The following is a 23057-nucleotide window of genomic DNA, read 5'->3' as shown; positions in this document are numbered from 1 at the left end:
CGTTACGCTTCGCGTTATGGCGAGCATGGATCCCAAGGCGGTGCTCGAAGGCCGTGTCCCCGGACGGCCCCCGGTCGGCCTGATCCTCGGCATGACCGTGTCCGGGCTGTGCGCCGTCATCGCGCTCGGCGCGGACGCCGCGCTCGGCGGGGCCGGCTTCTGGGTCGGGGTGTTCCTCGCCATCCTGCCGATCCCGGTGCTGATCGCCCTCGCCCTCACCCTCGACCGGCTGGAGCCCGAGCCGCCGCGCGCCCTCGCCTTCTCGTTCATGTGGGGTGCGGGCGTCGCCGTTCTGGGCGCCCTCGTGCTCAACACCGCCGGGATGCTGTACGTGACCGTGCCCATCTTCGGCGAGACGGAGGGCCACTTCGTCAGCGCCGCCGTCGGCGCGCCGATCATCGAGGAGACCCTGAAGGGCGCCGTCCTGTTCGGCATGCTGTGGTTCCGCCGCAACGAGATCGACGGGTTCGCCGACGGGATCATGTACGCCGCCATGGTCGGGCTCGGCTTCGCCATGATGGAGAACGTCACCTACTACACGCGGGCCTTCGAGGACGGCGGCGCCCAGCAGCTCCAGGCGGTCTTCATCCTGCGCGGCCTGATCGCGCCGCTCAGCCACCCGCTGTTCACCTCGATGACCGGCCTCGGCGTCGCCTACGCCGCCACGCACCGGCGCGGCCAGATCGCCGCGCCGCTCGCCGGGCTGCTCGGCGCGATGGTGCTGCACGGGCTGTGGAACGGCGCCGCCGCGTTCGGGCTCGGCGGGCTCGGCATCGTCTACCTGCTGGACTTCTGCGTCCTGGTCACGCTGATCGTCATCGTGTTCGTCGAGCGGCGCAACACCGTGCGCCGCATCGAGGCCTACCTGCCGATGTACGCGGGGACGGGCCTGGTGACGCCGCAGGACGTGCGGATGCTGCGCTCCATCCCCTCGCGCCGCGCCGCCCGCCGCTGGGCCCGCTCGGTCGGCGGCGCGCCCGCCGGGCGCGCCATGGTCGACTACCAGCTCGCCGCGACCGAGCTGGCGCTGCTGCACAAGCGCGCAGACCGGGGGGTGGCCGACCAGCGCTGGTTCCTGACCCGCCGCGACTCGCTGCTCGCACTGATGTCACTGGCCAGGCAGGCGTTCCTGCGCACCCCGCCGCGCCCCGGAGCGGGCCTGCAGGCCGGGCCGCCCTGGGCGCGGCAGGGGCCGTCGGGGTTCCTGCCGCCGCGGCCGCCCGGTCCGTACGGCGCCTGACCCGCGGACGCGGGCGGAGCGGCGCGAGGTGGCCGGGGGCCGGGTCACGGTCGCGGGGACCCGGCCATACGATTGGTGCCGTGGCAGAGCGAGAGTCCTCCAACCTCCTGATCCGGACCTGGAACAGCGTGTGGCGCCCGACGCCCGGGTCGCTGCGGCTGCTCGCGCTGATCGGCGTCATCGGCAACGTGGTGATCGTCGTCAGCGGCGGCGCCGTCCGCGTCACCAAGTCCGGCCTCGGCTGCCCCGACTGGCCGCGCTGCTCCGGTGACAGCCTCGTGCCGACCCACGATCCTGAGCACCATGTGCTCAACATGTCGATCGAGTTCGGCAACCGGCTGATCACCTTCGTGGTGCTGGGCGTCGGCGTGCTGGTGTTCGTCGCCGCGCTGCGGCTGCGGCCGCGCCGCCGGGGCCTGGTGTGGTGGGCGCTGGCCCAGCCGATGAGCGTGGTCGCTCAGGCGGTCATCGGCGGCATCGTCGTGCTGACCGAGCTGCACCCGGCGGCGGTCTCGCTGCACTTCCTCGTCTCGCCGGCCCTGCTGGTGTTCTGCGTCGCGCTGTGGATCCGCGCGGGAGAGGGCGACGCGCCGCCCCGGCCGCTCGCCGGGCCCTGGACGCGCCGCCTCGCCGCCGCGCTGCTGGTCTCCTGCGCCGCCGTGCTCGTCGCGGGCACCGTCGTCACCGGCACCGGCCCTCACGCGGGCGACGCCGAGTCGCGCCGCTACGGGTTCGACATCACCGACGTCGCCCGGATCCACGGCGAGCTGGCGTGGCTCACCATCGCCCTGACGGTGCTCGCCATCGTGGCCCTGCACCGCGCGGGGGCGCCCGCCGCCGCCCGCCGCCGCGCCCACGAGCTGGCCGGGCTGATCGTCCTGCAGGGCGCCGTCGGCTACACCCAGTACTTCCTCGGCGTGCCCGCCGGCCTGGTGCTGCTGCACATGCTCGGGTCGGTGCTGATGTGGATCGCGGCGTTCCGCCTGTTCTTCGCCCTGCGGGACCGGGGCCCCGCCTCCGCGGCCGCGGACCCGGCCTCGGCGGCCCCGCGGCCCGCCGAGGCGCCCCAGCCCGCCTGACCCGCGCTCAGGCCTTGCGCAGGAACGCGCGGAGGCGCTCCAGCGGCCAGGTGTTGATGACGTCGTCGGGGGTCAGCCAGCCCCGCTGGGCGGTGCCGACGCCGTAGCGGATGTTGCGGTGGTGGCCCACCGAGTGGGCGTCGGTGTCGATGGAGAACTTCACGCCGAACCGCTTCGCGCGCCGGATCAGGTCGGCGGGCAGGTCGAGGCGGTCGGGGAAGGAGTCGATCTCCATCGCGGTGCCGGTGCGGGCGGCGGCGCGGAACACCTCGTCCCAGTCGGCGTTCACCGGCGCCCGGCGGCCGATGCTGCGGGCGGTGGGGTGCCCGATCACGTGGACGTGGGGGTTCTCGCACGCGCGGACGAGCCGCCGGGTCATGCTCGCCTCGTCCTGCGTGAAGTGGGAGTGGACGGAGGCGACGCAGACGTCGAAGCCGGACAGGAAGTCGGCGTCCCAGTCGACGCCGCCGTCGGGGTCGATGTTGAGCTCGGTGCCGTGCAGGAGCGTGAGGCCGGGGAACCGCTCCCGCAGCTCGGCGACCTGCGCGCGCTGGGCGAGCATCTTCTCGTCGGTCATGCGCTGCATGACCAGGTTCGGCGCGTGGTCGGTGATCGCGTAGTACTCCAGGCCGCGGTCCCGCGCGGCGGCGGCCATGTCCTCCAGGGAGGCGACGCCGTCGGTCAGGTCGGTGTGGCTGTGCAGGTCGCCGCGGAGGTCCTCGACGGTCACCAGGTGGGGCAGTTCGTCCTTCAGCGCCGCCTCGATCTCGCCGGAGTCCTCGCGGAGGGTGGGATGGACCCAGGGGAGCCCGAGGCGCTCGTAGACCTCCTCCTCGGTCCTGGACACGATCAGCTCGTCGGTCCGGGCGTCGAACAGCCCGTACTCCGACAGCCTGAGCCGCGCCCTCACGGCGATCTCGCGGGTGCGGATGTTGTGGGCCTGCGAGCCGGTGAAGTACTGGAGCGCGGCGCCCCACGATTCGGGCGGGACGACGCGCAGGTCGACCTGCAGGCCCTGGGCGGTGCGGATCGAGGTCTTCTTGTCGCCGCCCGCGATCACCTCAGCGACGAACGGGAGCGCGGTGAACGCCTCCATGATCGGACGCGGGTCGCGGGAGGCGGCCAGCACGTCCACGTCGCCGATCGTCTCGCGCATCCGGCGCAGCGAGCCGGCGTGGGCGCAGCGCTCCACCTGGGGCAGTTCGGACAGGGCCGCGACGATCTCGTCGGCGACGCCCGCCGCGGCGTCGACCAGGACGCGCTCGCCGGAGCTGCGCATCAGCTCGATGCCGTGGAGGATGTTCTCCTCGGTCTTGGCGCCGAAGCCCTTGAGCCCGCGGAGCCGGCCCTCCTGGACGGCGGCGGCCAGCTCGTCCACCGAGGAGACGCCGAGCGCCTCGTAGACGGCGAGGGCCTTCTTCGGGCCGAGCGTGGGGATGGCCGTCAGGGCGCGGACCCCGGCCGGGATCTGCGTGCGCAGCTCCTCCACCTGCCGGATCGTTCCGGTGGTGTTGTAGTCGAGGAGCTTCTTGGCGATCGCGTCGCCCACCCCCGAGATCGTGCGGAGCCCGGCCAGGTCGAGGCCGGCGATGTCGCCGGGGTGGCCCGCGACCGCCCGCGCCGCCTTCTCGTACGCCCTGATCTTGAAAGCGTCGCCGCCCGTGATGGACAGCAGGTCCGCCAGTTCCTGGATGAGGGCCGCAGCCTCGTCGTTCGCCCGTGCCATGGGCCGAGTCTAGAAGCCGGGTACGACGTTTCCGGCGCTCAGCGCAGGGGCGCGACGGGTCCGCCGGGCCGCTCGGTCCGGCCGCGCACGACCTCCCCGGCGATCGCCGCGACCTGCTCCTCGGGCAGCCGCCGGTAGCCGTCGGCGGTGACGACCGCGATCGTCGGGTAGATGCGCCGGGCCGGGTCGGGGCCGCCGGTGGCGGTGTCGTCGTCGGCCGCGTCGTAGAGGGCCTGGACGCACACGGTGGCGGCGTCCTCCAGGGACAGGTCGTCGCGGTAGAGCTTCTTCAGCGCGCCGGTCGCGTACGGGGAGCCGGAGCCGTCCGCGTGGAAGCCGCGGGCCTCCTGCGGGGCGCCGGTGATGTCGTAGGTGTAGATTCGCGCCTCGCCGGAACCGGGGTCGAGGCCGGCGAACAGCGGGACGACCGCGAGCCCTTGGAGGGCCTGCGCGAGGTTGGCCTGGATCACGGCGCCGAGGCGGCGGGCCTTGCCCGGCAGCGACAGCGGGACGGTCTCCATCTTCTCGTAGTGCTCCAGCTCCACCTGGAACAGCCGGACCATCTCCAGCGCCAGCCCGACCGTGCCCGCGAAGGCGACGGCGGAGTACTCGTCGGCGCGCTGCACCTTGTCGAGCTCGCGGTAGGCGATGCGGTGGCCCTGCGTGGCGCGCCGGTCGCCGGCCATCATGACGCCGCCCGGGAACGTCAGCGCCAGGACCGTCGTCCCGTGCGGCAGTTCGGGCGCGTCCCCCTCGGGCACCCGGTTGACGGGCAGCAGCTCAGGGGAGTGCAGGCGCAGGAAGTCGACGAACGACGCCGACCCCGCCTCGAAGAACTCGGGCGGAATCCCCTGGTCCTCGCTCCGGCCGATCACGGCGGCTCCTCTCCGGCTTGATGATCGCGACGTCCCGATCCTTCCACGCTGCCACACGGGGCCGCCACCGCTCAGGCCTCAGGGGCCTCGGGCGGCTCCTTCCGGCTCCGGGTGGCGCCCGCGCAGGCGACGATGACGCAGCAGATCGCGACCCACTGGCGCGCCGTGAGGATCTCGCCCAGCAGCGCCACCCCGACGAGCGCCGCGACGGCGGGCTCCAGGCTCATGAGGATCCCGAAGACGCGGGCGGGCATCCGCCGCAGCGCCTCCAGTTCGAGCGAGTACGGGATCACCGACGACAGCAGCCCGACGCCGAGGCCGATCAGCACCAGCCGCGGGTCCAGCAGGGCGGTGCCCGCGGACGCCACGCCGAGCGGGAGGATCGCGACGGTCCCGACGACGCTGGCGAGCGCCAGGCCGGTGGAGCCGGGGAACCGCCTGCCGGTCGCGGCGGTGAGCACGATGTAGCCCGCCCAGCACGCCCCCGCCAGCAGGGCGAACGCGATGCCGACCGGGTCGAGGGCGCCGCTGCCGCCCCTGGCGAGCAGGACGACCCCGGCGCCCGCCAGCACGACCCACAGCGCGTCGCGGGGGCGCCGGGAGGCGACGATCGAGACCAGGAGCGGCCCGAGGAACTCGATCGTGACCGCGACGCCCAGCGGGATCCGCGAGAACGACTGGTAGATCGAGAAGTTCATCAGCGCCAGCGCCAGCCCGAAGCCGGCGGCGATCGCGAGGCTGGAGCGCGAGTGGTCGCGCAGGACGGTCCGCAGCGCCTTGCGGCTGAGGAACCCCAGCACGATCGCCGAGGTCAGCAGGCGCATCGTCACGACGGCGCTCGGCGGCAGCCGGTCGAAAAGGTGCTTGGCCATGCCCGCCCCGACCTGCAGGGAGATGATGCCGAGCAGGATCAGCGCGGGCGGCGGCACCGACCCGAGCGACAGTTTCCGCGATGACAGCGCCCGCGCCCAGGAAGGCCGGGCGGGGTGGGACGCGCCGCCGAACGAGCCGGGCGCTTCAGACAGGACCATGCGCTACTCCCACTTGAAGAAGCGGGCGGCCAGGACGAGGCCCGCGACGGCCCACACGGCGAGGACCGCCAGCGGCCGGCCGGGGAACGCGGCGCCGTGCTGGAGGACCTGGCGCAGCCCCTCGGAGAGCGCCGAGATCGGCAGCAGCTCCAGGGCGGAGCGCACCGCGCCGGGGAACCGGTCCAGCGGGAAGACGACGCCGCCGAGGGCGAGCAGCAGGATGTAGACGAGGTTGGCGGCGGCCAGGGTGGCCTCGGCGCGCAGCGTCCCGGCCATGAGCAGCCCGAACCCGCTGAACGCGGCGGTGCCGAGCAGCAGCAGGACGACCACCGAGGCGGGGTCGCCGTGCGGGTGCCAGCCGAGCGCCAGCGCCACGGCGCAGACCACCGCGGCCTGCACGGCCTCGACCGCGACCACGCTGAGCGTCTTGGCGGCGATGAGCCCGCCGCGCGGCAGCGGGGTCGCGCCGAGCCGCTTGAGGACGCCGTAGCGCCGCTCGAAGCCGGTGCCGATGGCCTGGCCGGTGAACGCGGTGGACATCACCGCGAGGGCGAGGATGCCGGGCGCCAGGAAGTCGACGCGGCGGCCCGCGCCGAGGTCCAGCAGGGACGTGGCGCTGAACAGCGCGAGCAGCACCACCGGGATGATCAGTGTGAGCAGCAGCTGCTCGCCGTTGCGCAGCACGGCGCGGAACTCGTAGCCGGTCTGGGAGAGGATCATGCGCGGCAGCGGCGCGGCGCCCGGCGCGGGGGCGAGGTCCAGCGAGGTCGTCACGAGCGCAGCTCCCGTCCGGTGAGTTCCAGGAAGACGTCCTCCAGCGTGCGCCGCTCGATCCGCAGGTCCTCGGTCAGGACGCCGTGCGAGGCGCACCAGGCGGTGACCGTGGCCAGCAGCTCGGGCCGGACGTCGGCCTCGATCAGGTAGTGCCCGGCGGGCGACTCCTTGGCGGCGCTCCCGGCGGGCAGCGCCGCGAGCAGCTCCTCCAGGCCGAGGCCGGGACGGGCGCGGAACCGCAGCTGCCGCTCGGCGCCGGTCAGCTCCTCGGGGGCGCCCTCGGCGACGACCCGGCCGCCGTCGACGATCACGATGTGGTCGGCGAGGCGCTCGGCCTCCTCCATGTTGTGCGTGGTGAGCACGACCGAGACCCCGGCGGCGCGCAGCTCGCCGATCAGGTCCCAGGTGGCGTGCCTGGCCTGCGGGTCGAGCCCGGTGGTGGGCTCGTCGAGGAAGACCAGCTCGGGACGTCCGACCACGGCGACGGCGAGGGAGAGCCGCTGCTGCTGCCCGCCCGACATCCGCCGGAACGGGGTGCGGGCGTGCCCGGTGAGGCCGAGCCGCTCCAGCAGGGCGGAGGCGTCGAGCGGCGCGGTGTGGAACGAGGCCACGAGCCGCAGGAACTCGCCGGCCCGGGCGGTGCCCGGCACGCCGCCGGACTGCGGCATCACGCCGACCCGCGGGCGCAGGGCGCGCCCGTCGGTGGCGGGGTCGAGGCCGAGGACGCGGACGGTGCCCGCATCGGCCCGCCGGAACCCCTCGCAGATCTCGATCGTGGTGGTCTTGCCGGCGCCGTTCGGGCCGAGCAGCGCGGTGACCGCACCCCGGGCGGCGCTGAGCGACAGGCCGTCCACGGCCGCCACCGCGCCGTAGCGCTTGGCGAGCGAGTGCAGTTCGACCGCGCCGTCTCCGGGGGGTGTCATGGTGACGAGTTTAGGTCCGGGGCAGGACAGCTCCGCGCCCGGTCCCGGCGCCGCCGGCGTGAAGTCGCGGTAAAGCCGCCCGGTGGAAGTCGATCTAGTTTCGCCGCCGCGCCCCGGGGAATCCGCGCTCTGGGGGAGTCGCGGCGCCGTGGCCGTGCTCCGGGGAGGTGGGGATGGCGTTCCGCGTCGATTCGGAGGTGGGCCGGCTCCGGGAGGTGCTGCTGCACCGGCCCGAGCTGTCCCTGAAGCGGCTCACCCCCTCCAACGCCGCCGGGCTGCTGTTCGACGACGTGCTGTGGGTCCGGCGGGCCGTGGAGGAGCACGAGGAGTTCGAGGACGTGCTGCGCGCCCAGGGCGTGCGGACGCATCTGCTGATCGACCTGCTCGGCGAGACCGTCACGATCCCCGAGGCGCGCCGGCACATCCTCGACAGGGTGGTCGACCCGCACTGGTTCGGCCCGCTGGCGACCGACGCGATCCGCAACTGCTTCGACGCCATGGACGTGGCGGAGCTGGCGGCGTTCCTGATCGGGGGCATCACCAAGCGGGAGATGCTGGAGCGGATGCCCGAGCCGGCGTCCATCGCGTTCCACTCCCTCGGCATGGACGGGTTCGTCCTGCCGCCGCTGCCCAACCACCTGTTCACCCGCGACACGTCCTGCTGGATCTACGACGGCGTGTCGATCAACACGATGCGCATGAAGGCCCGGATGCGCGAGACGGTGAACATGGAGGCGGTCTACCGCTGGCACCCGCTGTTCGCGACCGGCTACGACCGGCCCGCCGAGGGCGGGTACCACGTGTGGAACCGCGGCACCGCCATGGCGCCGGCGACGCTGGAGGGCGGCGACGTGCTGGTCCTCGGGAACGGCGCCGTGCTGGTCGGGATGAGCGAGCGCACGCAGCCGCAGGCCGTCGAGATGCTGGCCCAGGCGCTGTTCGCCGGGGGCTCCTGCGACCGGATCGTCGCGCTGCGGATGCCGCGCAGGCGGGCGTTCATGCACCTGGACACGGTCATGACGATGGTCGACCACGGGGTGTTCACCAAGTACGCGGGGATGGGCATGCTGCCGTCCCACACCGTGGAGCCCGGCGACAACGAGAAGGAACTCAAGATCACCGATCATCCGGCGGAGGACATGCACCGGGCCGTCGCCGCCGCGCTCGGGTTGGACGACATCACGGTCCTCGCCCCGACCCAGGACGTGTTCTCCGCCGAGCGCGAGCAGTGGGACGACGGCGCGAACGTCCTGGCCGTCGCGCCCGGCGTGGTCGTCGCCTACGAGCGCAACGCCACGAGCAACAACCACCTGAGCCGGAACGGCGTCGAGGTCATCACGATCCGCGGCAGCGAGCTCGGCCGGGGCCGCGGCGGCCCGCGCTGCATGAGCTGCCCGCTCGTCCGGGACGCCTGATGGCGGCCGAGCTGCGCGGCCGCAGCCTGCTCAGGGAACTCGACTTCACGCCGGGCGAGTTCGAACACCTCATCGACCTGGCGGCCGACCTGAAGGCGGCCAGGCGCGGCGGGACGGAGACGCAGGCGCTGGCGGGCAGGAACATCGCGCTCATCTTCGAGAAGGCCTCCACCCGCACCCGCTGCGCGTTCGAGGTCGCCGCGCACGACCAGGGCGCCCACGTCACCTACCTCGACCCCGGCGGGACGCAGATCGGCCACAAGGAGTCGATGAAGGACACGGCGCGCGTCCTCGGACGGATGTACGACGGCATCCAGTACCGGGGGGCCGGCCAGAGGCGCATCGAGGAACTGGCCGAGCACGCGGGCGTCCCGGTGTGGAACGGCCTGACCGACGAGTGGCACCCGACGCAGATGCTCGCCGACATGCTCACCATGCGCGAGCACGGCGGCAGGCCGTTGCGCGAGGTCACGTACGCGTACCTGGGCGACGCGCGCAACAACATGGGGCACTCCTACGTGGCGGCCGGGGCGCTGCTCGGCATGAACGTCCGCATCGTCGCCCCGCGCGCCCTCTGGCCCGACGAGGAGACGGTCGTCGGGCCGTCCCGCGCGGTCGCGGCCGGGACGGGTGCGAGCATCACCGTCACCGAGGACGTCGCGGACGGCGTGCGCGGCGCCGACTTCGTCATCACCGACGTGTGGGTGTCGATGGGCGAACCGGCCGAGGTGTGGGACGAGCGGATCGCGATGCTCGCGCCCTACCAGGTGAACGCCGAGGTCATGCGGGCGACCGGCAATCCGGCCTCCAGGTTCATGCACTGCCTGCCGGCCTTCCACGACCGGCGGACCGCCGTCGGGGAGGAGATCTACCGCAGGACCGGCCTGGACGCCCTGGAGGTCACCGACGAGGTGTTCGAGTCCGAGGCGTCGATCGTCTTCGACGAGGCCGAGAACCGGATGCACACGATCAAGGCGGTCATGGTGGCGACGCTCGGCTGAGCGGGGCCGCCGGGGAGGGGGAGGACGCATGCGCGTGGTCGTCGCGCTCGGGGGGAACGCGCTGGTCAAGCGGGGGCAGACGCCCGACGCCGAGCTCCAGCGCGGCAACGTCGACCGGGCCGTGCGGTCGCTGGCGCCGCTCGCCGAGCGGCACGAGCTGATCATCACGCACGGGAACGGGCCGCAGGTCGGGGTGCTGGCGCTGGAGAGCGTCAACGACCCGAACCTGACCCGGCCCTACCCGCTGGACACGATCGGCGCCGAGACCCAGGGCATGATCGGCTACTGGATGCTCCAGGCCCTGCAGAACGCGCTGCCCGGCCGCCAGGTGATGGCGATGATCAACCAGACGCTGGTGTCGGCGGTGGACCCGGCGTTCCAGAATCCCACCAAGTTCGTCGGCCAGGTCTACGAGCGCGAGGAGGCGGAGAAGCTCGCCTCCGAGTACGGCTGGACCGTCCGGCCCGACGGGGACCGCTGGCGCCGCGTGGTGCCGTCCCCGCGGCCGCAGCGGGTGATCGAGACGCGGCTGATCAGGGAGCTGGTCCGGCTCGGCACGGTGGTGGTGTGCGCGGGCGGCGGCGGCATCCCGGTCTTCCGCAACGACGTGGGGCGGTTGGAGGGCGTCGAGGCGGTGGTCGACAAGGACCTCACCGCGGCCGTCCTCGCCGAGAGCATGGACGCCGACGCGCTGCTCATCCTCACCGACGTGCCCCGCGTGATGCGCGGCTTCGGCACGCCGCGGCAGGAGGAGATCACCCACACGACGCCGTACGAGCTGCGCGGCGAGGACTTTCCCGCCGGGTCGATGGGCCCCAAGGTCGAGGCGGCGGTGAGCTTCGTCGAGCGGACGGGCGACATGGCCGCGATCGGGATGATCGACCAGTGCGAGCGCATCCTGGAGGGGACCGCGGGGACGATCGTCACCCCGAACGCCACCTGGCCGCTGGCGAGCACCCTGTGACCGCCGGGACCGCGCCGGAGACCTTCGCGCGCAGCCTGCTGCGGACCAAGCCCGTCGACCTGATCGTCGCCGAGGGCGGGCGCGGCGAGGGCGGCGAGCTGAGGCGCACGATGAGCCTGCTCCAGCTCACCCTGTTCAGTGTCGGCGCGACCCTCGGCACCGGCATCTTCGTCGTCCTCGGCGAGGCGGTCCCGCTGGCCGGGCCCGCGGTCGTGCTGTCGTTCGTCCTCGCCGCCGTGACCGCCCTGTTCTCGGCGCTGTCCTACGCCGAACTGGCCGGGACCATCCCGGTCTCCGGCTCGTCCTACTCCTACGCCTACGCGACTTTGGGCGAGCTGGTCGCGTGGGTCTGCGGCTGGTGCCTGCTGCTGGAGTACGCCGTGTCGGTGTCGGCCGTGGCGGTCGGCTGGGGCTCCTACCTCAACGCCTTCCTCGACGGCGCGGCGGGCTTCACGATCGCGGCGCAGATCAGCAACCCGCCGGGGGAGGGCGGCCTCGTCAACGTCCCCGCGGTGATCGTGGTGCTGTTCGCCACGGCGCTGCTGCTGCGCGGCACGTCCGAGAGCGCCGCCGCCAACACGGTCATGGTGTTCCTCAAGATCGGCGTGCTGCTGTTCTTCTGCGCGATCGCCTTCACGGCGTTCCGGGCGGGGAACATGACCCCGTTCGCGCCGATGGGATGGGCGGGCATCAGCGCGGCCGGCTCCAAGGTGTTCTTCTCCTACATCGGCTTCGACGCCGCCTCCACCGCCGGTGAGGAGGCCAGGAACCCGCGCCGCGACCTGCCCCTCGCGATCATGCTCTCGCTGGCCGTCGTGACCGCCCTGTACGTCCTGGTCGGGCTCGCCGCGGTCGGTGCCATGCACTGGACGCGGTTCTCGCTCAGCGGCTCCGAGGCCTCGCTGGCGCAGGTGCTGGACTCGGTGAGCGGGCGGACGTGGCCGTCGCTGGTCCTGTCCCTGGGCGCCGTGGTCGCCATCGCCAGCGTCGTGCTCACCGTCATGTACGGGCAGACCCGCATCCTGTTCGCGATGTCGCGGGACGGGCTCGTGCCGCACGTCTTCCAGAAGGTGAGCCCGCGGCGCCGCGTGCCGGTCGCCAACACCGTCATCGTGGCGGCGTTCATCGCGATCCTCGCCGCGGTGATCCCGCTCGGCCGGCTCGTCGACGCCACCAGCATCGGGACGCTGTTCGCGTTCGCCCTGGTCAGCGTCGGTGTGATCGTGCTGCGCCGCACCCGGCCGGAGCTCGCGCGCAGCTTCCGCACGCCGCTGTACCCGGTGACGCCGCTGCTCGGCGTCGCGCTGTGCGTCTACCTGATGGTCGGGCTCGGCGGCGTCACCTGGACCGTCTTCGCGATCTGGACCGCCGTCGGCCTGGCCGCCTACTTCCTGTACGGCCGCCGCCACTCGCGCCTGGCGGCCCGGCACGCAGGGCCCAACGGAGGGAGCCCGCATGAGTGAACCGAACGGCAGTGAACCGAACGGCAGTGAACCGAACGGCAGTGAGCCGAATGCCGGGGAATCGAGGGGCGGGGGACCGGACGGGCTGCGCGTGCTGGTCGGGTACTCGCCCGACGAGCGCGGCGACGACGCCCTCGCCCTGGCCGCGATGGTCCGGTCGGCGGACCGGTCGAGCCGGCTCGCGCGGCTGACGGTCGTCAACCTCTATCCGCCCGCCTGGCCCGCGCACGGCCCCGCGTCGGTGGACGCCGAATGGGTCGCCTACCTCAGGGGCCAGGCCGAGGAGGCGCTGGCGCGGGCCGTCGCGCGGCTCGGCGAGCTCCAGGTGCCGCGGCCGGAGCTGGACCTGCGGGCGCGCGCCCACCGGGGGACCGGGCGCGGCCTCATCGAGGCCGCGAAGGAGGCGGACGCCGATCTCGTCGTGATCGGCTCGGCGCCGGGCGGCCGCCGCGGCCGGATCGCCATCGGCAGCACCGCCGACCAGCTCCTGCACGACTCGCCGGTGCCGGTGATGCTGGCGCCGCGCGGATACGCCGAGGAGTCGCTGGGCCACCACCGGACGCTCGGGCCCGACCGCTCGGCGCGGCGGCTGAAGCGGATGACCGTGGCGTTCTGGCCGCGCCGCGATGTCGAGGGCCCGCTGCTGGCCGCCGCCGCGCTCGCGCGGAAGCTGGGGCTGCCGATGCGGCTGCTGACGCTGGTGCTGCGGCCGGCCGCGCTCGCGGCCGGGCTCGGCGGTGTCGGCGGCGCGCTGGACCGCCAGGTCGCCCGGGCCGACGAGGAGCTGCGGGAGGCCGCGGGCCTGCTCGGGGCGCGCCTGGGGGACGGGATGCCGGTGGAGCGGCTCGCGGAGGTGGGGACCGGGGTCGCCGCCACTCTCGGCGCCGTCGATATGCTGCCGGGCGAGGTCGTCGCCTGCCTGCCCGGCCGTCATGGACCGCTGCGCAAGGTGTTCCTCGGGGAGGGCTCCGGCAAAATCGTTCGGGCCGCCCCGTGCCCGGTGCTGGTGCTGCCGCGCGGGACCGGCGCGGGCCAGGGCGAGGCGCCCTCCGGCGAGGACGCCCAGCTTAGGTAAGGCTTACCTGCGTGAGCTACGACATTGGCGATCCGGTGTTTCGCGGGAAGTAATTACGGCACACTGATGTTGTGAAAAACGTGGGCGAGGATCAGACGAGCAGCCGGGGCGCCACCGCGCGCCCTGTCGGCGTGCCGTCCGGCCAGCCCGAGCGCGACACCCGCGCCCGGGTGGCCAGGCTGATCCTCGAACACGGCCCCGTCACCGCGTCCACGTTGGGAGAGCGCGTCGGCCTCACGCCGGCGGCGATCCGGCGGCACCTGGACGCGCTCCTGGCCGAGGGCATGATCGAGATCCGCAAGGCGCGGGTGCCGCAGTCCCGGCGCGGCCGGGGCCGCCCCGCCAAGTGGTTCGCCATCACCGACGCCGGGCGCAGCGCCTTCGTGCACGCCTACGACGACCTGGCGACCAGCGCCCTGCGGTTCCTCGCCGAGACGGCCGGCGACCACGCGGTCGCCGAGTTCGCTCGGCGGCAGATCGCCGATCTGGAGCGCCGGTACCGGCCCGTCGTGCAGGACGCGCCGCCTCACCAGCGGGTCCGCACGCTCGCCGAGGCCCTGTCGGGGGACGGCTACGCCGCCGCCGCCGCCAAGGCGCCCCAGCCGGGCGGCGGCGAGCAGTTGTGCCAGCACCACTGCCCGGTCGCGCACGTCGCCGCGGAGTTCCCCCAGCTGTGCGAGGCCGAGACCGAGGCGTTCAGCCGGCTGCTGGGCACTCCAGTGCAGCGGCTCGCCACGATCGCGCACGGCGACGGCATCTGCACCACCCACGTCAGCTCCCGCTCGCTGTGCGGGACCGGCGACACCGGCGAGGGCGGCGCCCGCGCCGCCCACGCCGCCCCTGGCGGGGACACGGCGGACGCGGGGGCGTCCGCCGGCACGCATCTGACCAGTGACGAGGAGTCCGGAGGGACCTCCCTATGACTACGGCAGCCCACCCGGAGCTCGAAGGGCTCGACAAGTACAAGTTCGGCTGGGCCGACTCGGACGCGGCCGGCGCCTCGGCGCGCCGCGGCCTGAACGAGGACGTCGTCCGCGACATCTCGGGCAAGAAGAGCGAGCCTGAGTGGATGCTCGACCTGCGCCTCAAGGGGCTGCGGTTGTTCAGCAAGAAGCCGATGCCCACCTGGGGCTCGGATCTCACGGGCATCGACTTCGAGAACATCAAGTACTTCGTGCGCTCCACCGAGCAGCAGGCCACGTCCTGGGAGGAGCTCCCCGAGGACATCAAGAACACCTACGACAAGCTCGGCATCCCCGAGGCGGAGAAGCAGCGCCTCATCGCCGGCGTCGCCGCCCAGTACGAGTCGGAGGTCGTCTACCACAAGATCCGCGAGGACCTTGAGGAGAAGGGCGTCATCTTCGTCGACACCGACACCGGCCTGCGCGAGCACCCGGAGATCTTCCAGGAGTACTTCGGCTCGGTGATCCCGGTCGGCGACAACAAGTTCGCCGCGCTCAACACCGCCGTGTGGTCGGGCGGCTCGTTCATCTACGTCCCGCCGGGCGTGCACGTGGAGATCCCGCTCCAGGCCTACTTCCGGATCAACACCGAGAACATGGGCCAGTTCGAGCGGACGCTGATCATCGCCGACGAGGGCTCCTACGTCCACTACGTCGAGGGCTGCACCGCCCCGATCTACAAGTCCGACTCGCTGCACTCGGCCGTCGTGGAGATCGTCGTGAAGAAGGACGCCCGCGTCCGCTACACGACGATCCAGAACTGGTCGAACAACGTCTACAACCTGGTGACCAAGCGCGCCGTCGCCTACGAGGGCGCCACCATGGAGTGGGTCGACGGCAACATCGGCTCCAAGGTCACCATGAAGTACCCGGCCATCTACCTGCTCGGCGAGCACGCCAAGGGCGAGACCCTGTCGATCGCGTTCGCGGGCGAGGACCAGCACCAGGACGCCGGCGCGAAGATGGTGCACGCCGCGCCGAACACCTCCAGCAGCATCATCTCCAAGTCGGTGGCGCGCGGCGGCGGCCGCACGTCCTACCGCGGGCTGGTGCAGATCCAGGAGGGCGCCGAGCACAGCAAGTCCACGGTCAAGTGCGACGCGCTGCTGGTCGACCAGATCAGCCGCTCCGACACCTACCCCTACGTCGACGTCCGCGAGGACGACGTGGAGATGGGCCACGAGGCCACCGTCTCCAAGGTGTCCGAGCAGCAGCTGTTCTACCTGATGAGCCGCGGCCTCACCGAGGACGAGGCGATGGCGATGATCGTGCGCGGGTTCGTCGAGCCGATCGCGCGCGAGCTGCCGATGGAGTACGCCCTGGAGCTGAACCGGCTCATCGAACTGCAGATGGAAGGAGCCGTCGGCTGATGGGGCTGGAGCAGAAGCCTCTCTCGACGCTGCACGAGAAGGCGTCCTACGAGGTTGCCGACTTCGACGTGCCCACGGGCCGCGAGGAGGAGTGGCGGTTCACCCCGCTGCGCCGCCTGCGCGGCCTGCACAACGGCACGGCCCAGGACGGCGGCAAGGTCCTCCTGGAGGTCGAGGCGGCGCCGGAGGTGACCGTCGAGACCGTCGGCCGCGGCGACGAGCGCCTCGGCAGGGCCTACGTCCCCGCCGACCGGGTCAGCGCCCAGGCGTGGAGCTCCTTCACCCAGGCCACGGTCGTGACCGTCCCGAAGGAGACCGCGGCCTCCGCGCCGACGGTGCTGCGGCTGCGCGGCGAGGACGCCTCGGCCGCCGCCTACGGGCACACCACCGTCGTCCTGGAGCCCTTCGCCGAGGCCACCGTCGTGCTGGCGCACCAGGGCTCGGCGACCTACGCCGACAACATCGAGTTCGTCGTCGGCGACGGCGCCCGCCTGTCGGTGATCAGCCTGCAGGACTGGGCGGACGACGGCGTCCACGTCTCCCACCAGCACGCCCGGCTCAGCCGCGACGCCCGGTTCGTCTCGCACAACATCTCGCTCGGCGGCGACGTCGTGCGGATCTCGCCGTCCGTCGCCTACGAGGGGCCCGGCGGCGACGCCGAGCTGTACGGGGTGTACTTCGCCGACGGCGGCCAGCACCTGGAGCACCGCCTCCTCGTCGACCACGCCGTCCCGCACTGCCGCAGCCGCGTCGACTACCGCGGCGCCCTGCAGGACCGGGACGCGCACGCCGTCTGGATCGGCGATGTGATCATCCGCGCGGAGGCCGAGGGCACCGACACCTACGAGCTGAACCGCAACCTCGTGCTCACCGACGGGACGCGGGTCGACTCCGTGCCGAACCTGGAGATCCTCACGGGCGAGGTCGCCGGAGCGGGCCACGCCTCGGCGTCCGGGCGGCTGGACGACGAGCACCTGTTCTACCTCCAGGCGCGCGGCATCACCTTCGACGCGGCGCGCCGCATGGTGGTCCGGGGCTTCCTCGGCCAGCTCATCGAGCGCATCGAGGTCGTCGAGGTGCGCGAGAAGGTGCGCGAGGCGATCGAGGCGGAGCTGGACCGGGGAGCGGCCAAGTGACCTTCGTGAAGGTGTGCGCGCTGGACGAGGTCCCCGCCGACGGGGCGCTCGGCGTCGAGGTCGACGACACGCCCGTCGTCATCGCGCGAAGCGGCGGCGACGTGTTCGCCCTGAACGACATCTGCTCGCACGCCGAGGTCTCGCTCTCCGAGGGCGAGGTCTACAACGGCACCATCGAGTGCTGGCTGCACGGGTCCTGCTTCGACCTGCGCAGCGGCAAGCCCACCAACCCGCCGGCCACGCAGCCGGTCGCCACCTACAAGGTCAGGGTCGAGGACGGCGAGGTCTACGTCTCGCTCGCCGGCGACGACTGACCGCACGACGAAGGACTAGACGCACTATGGCCACGCTTGAGATCCGCGACCTCCACGTCTCCGTCGGCGACGGCTCCGACGGCGCGAAGGAGATCCTGCGCGGGGTCGACCTGACCGTGAAGGCCGGCGAGACCCACGCGATCATGGGGCCGAACGGCTCCGGCAAGTCCACCCTCGCCTACGCGGTCGCCGGCCACCCGAAGTACGAGGTGACGTCCGGCTCCGTCACGCTGGACGGCGAGGACGTCCTGGCCATGTCGGTCGACGAGCGCGCTCGCGCCGGGCTGTTCCTGGCGATGCAGTACCCGGTCGAGGTGCCCGGCGTCTCGGTGTCCAACTTCCTGCGCTCGGCCGTCACCGCCGTGCGCGGCGAGGCCCCGAAGCTGCGCGAGTTCTCCAAGGAGATGAAGGCCGCGATGGACGCCCTGTCCATCGACCCGGCGTTCGCGCAGCGCAGCCTGAACGAGGGCTTCTCGGGCGGCGAGAAGAAGCGGCACGAGATCCTCCAGCTGGAGATGCTGAAGCCGAAGGTCGCCGTGCTGGACGAGACCGACTCCGGCCTCGACGTCGACGCCCTGAAGGTCGTCTCCGAGGGCGTCAACCGCTTCGCCTCCGGCGACACCGGCGTCCTGCTCATCACCCACTACACGCGCATCCTGCGCTACGTGAAGCCCGACTTCGTGCACGTGTTCGCCGCCGGCCGCGTCGTCGCCGAGGGCGGGCCCGAGCTGGCCGACGAGCTGGAGAACGAGGGCTACGAGAAGTACGTGAAGGCGGGCGCGTCCCTATGACGGAAGCGGCCCGGGGGGCGGGGACGGCCGCCTCCGCACAGGGAACGGCGAGCCTTCTGCCCGAGGAGCTGAAGAAGGACTTCCCGCTGCTGCAGCGCACGGTCCGCGGCGGGCGCCCGCTGGTGTACCTCGACTCGGGGGCGACGTCGCAGAAGCCCGTCCGGGTGCTGGACGCCGAGCGGGAGTTCTACGAGCGGCACAACGCGGCGCCGCACCGCGGGGCGCATCTGCTCGCCGAGGAGGCGACGGAGGCCTACGAGAACGCCCGCGCCTCGATCGCCCGCTTCGTCGGCGCGTCGCCCGCCGAGATCGTGTTCACCAAGAACGCCACCGAGGGCATCAACCTGGTCGCCTACGCGATGAGCAACGCGGCCACCGCCGGCCCCGGGGCCGAGCGGTTCGCGGTCGGCCCCGGCGACGAGGTCGTGGTGTCGGAGATGGAGCACCACGCCAACCTCGTCCCGTGGCAGCAGCTCTGCCGGCGGACGGGCGCCACCCTGCGCTGGTTCGGCATCACCGACGAGGGCCGCCTCGACCTCGACGACCTCGACGGCATCGTCAACGAGCGCACGAAGATCGTCGCACTGACGCACCAGTCGAACGTGCTCGGGACCGTTCCGCCGATCGAGCGGATCGTGGAGCGCGCCCACGCCGTCGGCGCGCTCGTCCTGCTGGACGCCGCGCAGTCGGTTCCGCACCAGCCCGTGGACGTGGCCCGGCTCGGCGCCGACTTCCTGGTGTTCTCCGGCCACAAGATGCTCGGCCCCACCGGCATCGGCGTGCTGTGGGGCCGCGGCGAGCTGCTCGCGGCCATGCCGCCGTTCATCACCGGCGGTTCCATGATCGAGGTCGTCCACATGGAGGAGACCACGTTCATGCCGCCGCCGCAGCGGTTCGAGGCGGGCGTCCCGATGACCGCGCAGGCGGTCGGGCTGGGCGTGGCCTGCGACTACCTCACCGAGATCGGCATGGACCGCGTGCACGCCCACGAGGAGGCCCTGGTCGGCCACTCGCTGGACCGGCTCGGCGAGATCCCCGGCATCCGGGTCATCGGCCCCGGCACCACCGAGGCCCGCGGCGGCGCCGTGTCGTTCACCGTCGACGGCATCCACCCGCACGACGTCGGGCAGGTCCTGGACGAGCTGGGCGTCGAGGTCCGCGTCGGCCACCACTGCGCGTGGCCGATCTGCCGCCGCTTCGGCATCCCGGCGACCACCCGCGCGACGTTCTACCTCTACAACACCCTCGGCGACGTGGACGCGCTCGCCGACGGCGTGAGGCAGGCGCAGAAGTTCTTCGGCACCGCCTGAGGAACACGCCCTGACGTGCCCGGGTTGTAGCGAGAAAGGTTGAGAAAGGACGCCATGCAGCTGGAGGCGATGTACCAGGAGGTCATCCTGGATCACTACCGCAACCCCCTGCACAAGGGGCTGCGGGAGCCGTTCGAGGGGGAGGCGCACCACGTCAACCCCACGTGCGGCGACGAGGTGACGCTGCGCGTCCACCTGGAGGGCGGGGGCCAGGACGCCACGGTCGCCGACGTGTCCTACGACGCCATGGGCTGTTCGATCAGCCAGGCGAGCGCCTCGGTGATGTCCGACCTGCTGATCGGCAAGTCCGTCAAGGAGGGGATGGCGGTCGGCGAGGAGTTCCTGGCGCTGATGCAGTCCCGCGGCCAGGACGTCGCGCCTGACGAGGACGTCCTGGAGGACGCCGTCGCCTTCGCCGGGGTCTCGAAGTACCCCGCCCGCATCAAATGCGCCCTGCTCGCCTGGATGGCGTGGAAGGACGCGACCGCCCGCGCACTCGGAGAGGCACCATGACCGACACGCCCGCGACCGACACGCCCGCCCAGGAGACGCCCGACACCGAGGCGCCCGCGGCCGCCGCCCCCTCCGAGGAGGAGGCGGAGATCCTTGAGGCCCTCAAGGACGTCGTCGACCCCGAGCTCGGCATCAACGTCGTCGACCTCGGCCTGGTGTACGGCGTCGACCTGTCCGACGAGGTCGCCACCCTGGACATGACGCTCACCAGCGCCGCCTGCCCGCTCACCGACGTGATCGAGGACCAGGCCCACAGCGCGCTGGAGGGCCTCGCCAAGGACGTCAAGATCAACTGGGTCTGGCTCCCGCCGTGGGGCCCCGACAAGATCACCGACGAGGGCCGCGACCAGCTCCGCGCCCTCGGCTTCAACGTCTGACCCGCGCCACGCCGCGCCGTGAGGCCGCGCCCCGTCCCGGGGCGCGGCCTCACGGCGTCGGAAAGCCCGGCGAGGGCGCGGCGGGCGGGCCGTTCCGCTCGCCGAGCGTCACTCCGGCCGTGCGTGCTCGGCTGGGTCCCGGGTGGCGCCGTCCCGCGGCTTGGGGGGCCAGAGGGTGGTCGTGACCGGCCAGAGGAACCAGATCGCCAGGACGAATCCGAGGCGCCCCAGCCATGCGTCGAGGGCCCGCGTGCGGTCGGCGTCGCCGACCAGGGCGATCATCGTCAGGAGCAGGCCGCAGGCGATGGCCGTGGCGAGGGCCGCCTTGCCGAACTCGCGCCACTCGTAGCGGGCGCGCGCCGCCCCGTACCGCGGACCGCGGGTGGGCGGCGGTCCGCCGGCGAAACGGTGGGCGAAGCGTTCGTCCGCCCAGCGCACCATGCTGTGGCCGAACGCGACGGAGTAGCCGAGGTAGGCCGCCGACAGCCCGTGGGCGGCGCCGGCGGTGGCGCCGCCGCGCAGGTCGATGGCCGTGGCGGCCAGCAGGACCAGGTCGACCAGCGGGACGCACAGCAGGAGCGCCGCGCCGGTGCGGCGCAGGCGCAGCGCGTAGCGGGCGAGAAGGCCCGCGGCGAGCAGGACCCAGAAGCCGATCTCGCATCCGGCGATCACCGCAAGGAGCACGTGGAATCCCTTCTCGACGGCGGGGATCCCATCGTCCGCCCCGGGACGGGGGCGGATCGTCGTCTGCGGTGAGGTTTCGCGGGTCGTCCGAAGGATGTACGCGCGCTCCTCACCCGGACGGACGAGACATCCCGGGCGAGATGCTGAGATGGACCCGTGCACAGGCTCCGACGTCTCACCACGCGCCAGGACGCGCTGATCGCCGTCGCCGCGCTCGCGGGCGGTCTCGTGGTGCTCGCGGCGCACGGGCACACCGTCTGGTCCGACGGCTGGAACCCCTCGTTCCGGCTGCGCCTGCTCCCGCTGATCGGGCTGTGCGCGGCGATGCCGCTGAGGCGGACGGCGCCGCTCACCGGGCTGCTGCTTTCGACGCCGTTCAACTTCGTCGACGTCGCGTTCGGGCCGAGCCTCGCCACCGTGATGATCTACGGGGACGCGCTGTACGCGGCGAGCCTGTACGGGCGGCGCCGGGCGGCGGAGTGGCTGCTCGGGACGACGCTGGCGGCGAGCGCGGCGGTGGCGGTCGCGGCGGCGTTGGCCCTGCGCGGCGTCGCGGTCGCCGTGCTCGGGGCGTCGGTCGCCGGGGTGGTGTGGGTGACGCCGGTGCTGACCGCGATGGCCGTCCGGGAGCACCGGTCCCGGGCCGAGACGGAGCGGGAGCGCGCCGAGCAGGTCGCGCGGCTGGCCGAGATGGACCGTCGGGCCGCCGTGAGCGCCGAGCGCGCCCGGATGGCCCGCGAGCTGCACGACGTGATCGCCAACCACCTGAGCGCGGTCGCGCTGCACTCCTCGGCCGTGCTGAAGGTGCAGGGCCTGGACCGGGAGGGCGTGAACCGGGCGATGGAGGTCATCCGGGAGAACAGCGTGCAGGGGCTCGCCGAGATGCGGCGGATGATCGGGCTGCTGCGGGAGGGCGACGACGCGGACCCGGCGGCCCGGCCGCGGCTGGCGGAGCTGGACCGGCTCGTCCGGCACACCGCGCGGTCCGACCTGTCGGCGCGGCTGGAGGTCGCCGGAGAGCAGCCGGAGCTGCCGGCGGCGGTCGAGCTGGCCGCCTACCGGATCGTCCAGGAGGCGCTGACGAACGCGCTGAAGCACGCCGGGTCCGGGTGCGCCGACGTGCGGGTGGAGTACGCGGGCGGGCACGTGGTGATCGACGTCCTGAGCCCGCTCGGCCTGGACGGCTCCCGGCTGCCCGGCACCGGCAGCGGCCTGGTCGGGATGCGCGAGCGCGCCGTGATGCTCGCCGGCAGGTTCGCCGCCGGGCCGGACGGCGGCCGCTGGCGGGTGCACGCCGAGCTGCCCGTCGACTCGCTGGGCGGGGCGGCGTGAGCACGGGGCGGGACGGCGTGATCGACGTGCTGGTCGCCGACGACCAGGCGGCGGTGCGGGCCGGGCTGGTGCTGATCCTCGGCGCCGCGCCGGACGTGCGGGTGGTCGGCGAGGCCGCCGACGGGGCGCGCGCGGTGGAACTGGCCGGCGAGCTCCGGCCCGACGTGGTGCTCATGGACGTCCGCATGCCCCGCCTGGACGGGATCGCCGCCACCCGGCGGATCGCCGGGTTCACCGACGTCCTGGTGCTGACGACGTTCGACATGGACGAGTACGTGTTCGGGGCGCTGCGGGCGGGCGCCGCCGGGTTCCTGCTCAAGGACGTCGACGCCGACAGGCTGGTGGAGGCCGTGCGGACCGTCGCGGCGGGCGAGGGCATCATCGCCCCCCAGGTCACCCGGCGGCTCATCGGCGCCTTCGCGGCCCGGCCGGCGGCCCCGGCGGAGGTGCCGGGGCTGGCGGAGCTGACGCCGCGCGAGCGCGAGGTGTTCGGCTGCCTCGGGGAGGGCCTGTCGAACGGGCAGATCGCGTCCCGGCTCGCCATGGCCGAGACGACCACCAAGACGCACGTGAGCCGCATCCTCGGCAAGCTCGGGCTCGCCAGCCGCGTCCAGGCGGCCATTCTCGCGCAGGAGACGGCCGCCACGGGACTCTCCGGCCTTGATCCGCATAAGGGATCATCCGGGACGGTCTAGGGCCGCA

At 73.0% G+C, this 23057-nt stretch carries 23 protein-coding genes; 17 read left to right on the top strand and 6 right to left on the bottom strand.

The annotated features are described in order from the left end of the window. Positions 1-16 precede the first annotated feature (16 nt). Together BJ999_RS23285 and BJ999_RS23280 are read left to right on the top strand one after the other, a co-directional pair. Positions 17-1240 carry a PrsW family intramembrane metalloprotease gene (locus BJ999_RS23285; RefSeq protein WP_179835248.1) on the top strand — a complete coding sequence of 408 codons (1224 nt, stop codon included), beginning with the start codon at positions 17-19 and terminating at the stop codon, positions 1238-1240. 80 nt (positions 1241-1320) lie between these two features. Next, positions 1321-2319 (top strand): COX15/CtaA family protein, encoded by a 999-nt coding sequence (locus BJ999_RS23280; protein WP_179835247.1) that lies wholly within the window; start codon positions 1321-1323, stop codon positions 2317-2319. Positions 2320-2326: 7 nt separating this feature from the next. Here the strand turns inward: BJ999_RS23280 and polX are convergent, their stop codons facing one another. The 5 genes from polX to BJ999_RS23255 all read right to left on the bottom strand — a co-directional run bounded on the left by polX (position 2327) and on the right by BJ999_RS23255 (position 7648). Then, entirely contained in the window at positions 2327-4045 is a 1719-nt protein-coding gene (polX, locus tag BJ999_RS23275; protein ID WP_179835246.1) for a DNA polymerase/3'-5' exonuclease PolX, read from the bottom strand. 38 nt (positions 4046-4083) lie between these two features. Then, positions 4084-4920: a proteasome subunit beta gene (prcB, locus tag BJ999_RS23270; RefSeq protein ID WP_179835245.1), complete on the bottom strand. Its 837-nt coding sequence runs from the start codon at positions 4918-4920 to the stop codon at positions 4084-4086. A gap of 71 nt (positions 4921-4991) precedes the next feature. Continuing rightward, positions 4992-5951 carry an EamA family transporter gene (locus BJ999_RS23265; protein ID WP_179835244.1) on the bottom strand — a complete coding sequence of 320 codons (960 nt, stop codon included), beginning with the start codon at positions 5949-5951 and terminating at the stop codon, positions 4992-4994. Positions 5952-5954: 3 nt separating this feature from the next. Next, the gene (locus tag BJ999_RS23260) at positions 5955-6671 is read right to left on the bottom strand and encodes an ABC transporter permease (RefSeq protein WP_179838760.1); all 717 of its coding nucleotides are present in this window, start codon (positions 6669-6671) and stop codon (positions 5955-5957) included. A 50-nt stretch (positions 6672-6721) separates the two neighbouring features. Beyond that, positions 6722-7648 carry an ABC transporter ATP-binding protein gene (locus BJ999_RS23255; protein WP_179835243.1) on the bottom strand — a complete coding sequence of 309 codons (927 nt, stop codon included), beginning with the start codon at positions 7646-7648 and terminating at the stop codon, positions 6722-6724. A 173-nt stretch (positions 7649-7821) separates the two neighbouring features. Here BJ999_RS23255 and BJ999_RS23250 point away from each other — a divergent pair, with 173 nt between their 5' ends. From BJ999_RS23250 to BJ999_RS23190, 13 genes are all read left to right on the top strand, one after another. Beyond that, positions 7822-9063, top strand: a complete 1242-nt coding sequence (locus tag BJ999_RS23250; protein WP_179835242.1) for an arginine deiminase — start codon at positions 7822-7824, stop codon at positions 9061-9063. Next, complete coding sequence (gene argF, locus BJ999_RS23245) at positions 9063-10064, top strand: ornithine carbamoyltransferase (protein WP_179835241.1); 1002 nt, start codon at positions 9063-9065, stop codon at positions 10062-10064. The genes BJ999_RS23250 and argF overlap by 1 nt, the downstream gene beginning before the upstream one ends. A 28-nt stretch (positions 10065-10092) precedes the next feature. Next, the gene (gene arcC, locus BJ999_RS23240; protein WP_179835240.1) at positions 10093-11028 is read left to right on the top strand and encodes a carbamate kinase; all 936 of its coding nucleotides are present in this window, start codon (positions 10093-10095) and stop codon (positions 11026-11028) included. Beyond that, entirely contained in the window at positions 11025-12491 is a 1467-nt protein-coding gene (locus BJ999_RS23235; RefSeq protein WP_229810302.1) for an amino acid permease, read from the top strand. The genes arcC and BJ999_RS23235 overlap by 4 nt, the downstream gene beginning before the upstream one ends. Further along, positions 12484-13566, top strand: a complete 1083-nt coding sequence (locus BJ999_RS23230; RefSeq protein WP_179835239.1) for a universal stress protein — start codon at positions 12484-12486, stop codon at positions 13564-13566. The genes BJ999_RS23235 and BJ999_RS23230 overlap by 8 nt, the downstream gene beginning before the upstream one ends. An 80-nt stretch (positions 13567-13646) precedes the next feature. After that, positions 13647-14489 (top strand): helix-turn-helix transcriptional regulator, encoded by an 843-nt coding sequence (locus tag BJ999_RS23225; protein WP_373292728.1) that lies wholly within the window; start codon positions 13647-13649, stop codon positions 14487-14489. Continuing rightward, complete coding sequence (gene sufB / locus BJ999_RS23220) at positions 14486-15898, top strand: Fe-S cluster assembly protein SufB (RefSeq protein WP_179835238.1); 1413 nt, start codon at positions 14486-14488, stop codon at positions 15896-15898. Before BJ999_RS23225 ends, sufB begins: the two co-directional genes overlap by 4 nt. Further along, positions 15898-17034, top strand: a complete 1137-nt coding sequence (sufD, locus tag BJ999_RS23215) for a Fe-S cluster assembly protein SufD (RefSeq protein WP_179835237.1) — start codon at positions 15898-15900, stop codon at positions 17032-17034. The genes sufB and sufD overlap by 1 nt, the downstream gene beginning before the upstream one ends. Further along, positions 17031-17348 carry a non-heme iron oxygenase ferredoxin subunit gene (locus tag BJ999_RS23210; protein WP_179835236.1) on the top strand — a complete coding sequence of 106 codons (318 nt, stop codon included), beginning with the start codon at positions 17031-17033 and terminating at the stop codon, positions 17346-17348. The genes sufD and BJ999_RS23210 overlap by 4 nt, the downstream gene beginning before the upstream one ends. 26 nt (positions 17349-17374) lie before the next feature. Next, complete coding sequence (sufC, locus tag BJ999_RS23205) at positions 17375-18139, top strand: Fe-S cluster assembly ATPase SufC (protein ID WP_179835235.1); 765 nt, start codon at positions 17375-17377, stop codon at positions 18137-18139. Next, positions 18136-19449, top strand: coding sequence for a cysteine desulfurase (locus tag BJ999_RS23200; protein WP_179835234.1), 1314 nt, complete (start codon positions 18136-18138; stop codon positions 19447-19449). Before sufC ends, BJ999_RS23200 begins: the two co-directional genes overlap by 4 nt. Before the next feature lie 54 nt (positions 19450-19503). Beyond that, positions 19504-19962, top strand: a complete 459-nt coding sequence (sufU, locus tag BJ999_RS23195) for a Fe-S cluster assembly sulfur transfer protein SufU (protein WP_179838758.1) — start codon at positions 19504-19506, stop codon at positions 19960-19962. Continuing rightward, positions 19959-20339, top strand: coding sequence for a metal-sulfur cluster assembly factor (locus tag BJ999_RS23190; protein WP_179835233.1), 381 nt, complete (start codon positions 19959-19961; stop codon positions 20337-20339). The genes sufU and BJ999_RS23190 overlap by 4 nt, the downstream gene beginning before the upstream one ends. Positions 20340-20447: 108 nt before the next feature. On the opposite strand, the gene BJ999_RS23185 is transcribed toward BJ999_RS23190, so the two are convergent. Further along, positions 20448-21023, bottom strand: a complete 576-nt coding sequence (locus BJ999_RS23185) for a hypothetical protein (RefSeq protein WP_179835232.1) — start codon at positions 21021-21023, stop codon at positions 20448-20450. 156 nt (positions 21024-21179) lie between these two features. Between BJ999_RS23185 and BJ999_RS23180 the strand changes: the two genes are divergently transcribed. Beyond that, entirely contained in the window at positions 21180-22355 is a 1176-nt protein-coding gene (locus tag BJ999_RS23180; RefSeq protein ID WP_179835231.1) for a sensor histidine kinase, read from the top strand. A gap of 17 nt (positions 22356-22372) precedes the next feature. Next, a complete protein-coding gene (locus BJ999_RS23175) occupies positions 22373-23050 on the top strand; it encodes a response regulator (protein ID WP_179838757.1) in 678 nt (225 codons plus the stop codon). Positions 23051-23057 lie beyond the last annotated feature (7 nt).

It is taken from the genome of Actinomadura citrea (genome assembly GCF_013409045.1).
Taxonomy (GTDB): Bacteria; Actinomycetota; Actinomycetes; order Streptosporangiales; family Streptosporangiaceae; genus Spirillospora; species Spirillospora citrea.
Note: the sequence above shows the minus strand (reverse complement) of the source record. Positions and strands in the feature narration are given on the sequence as shown.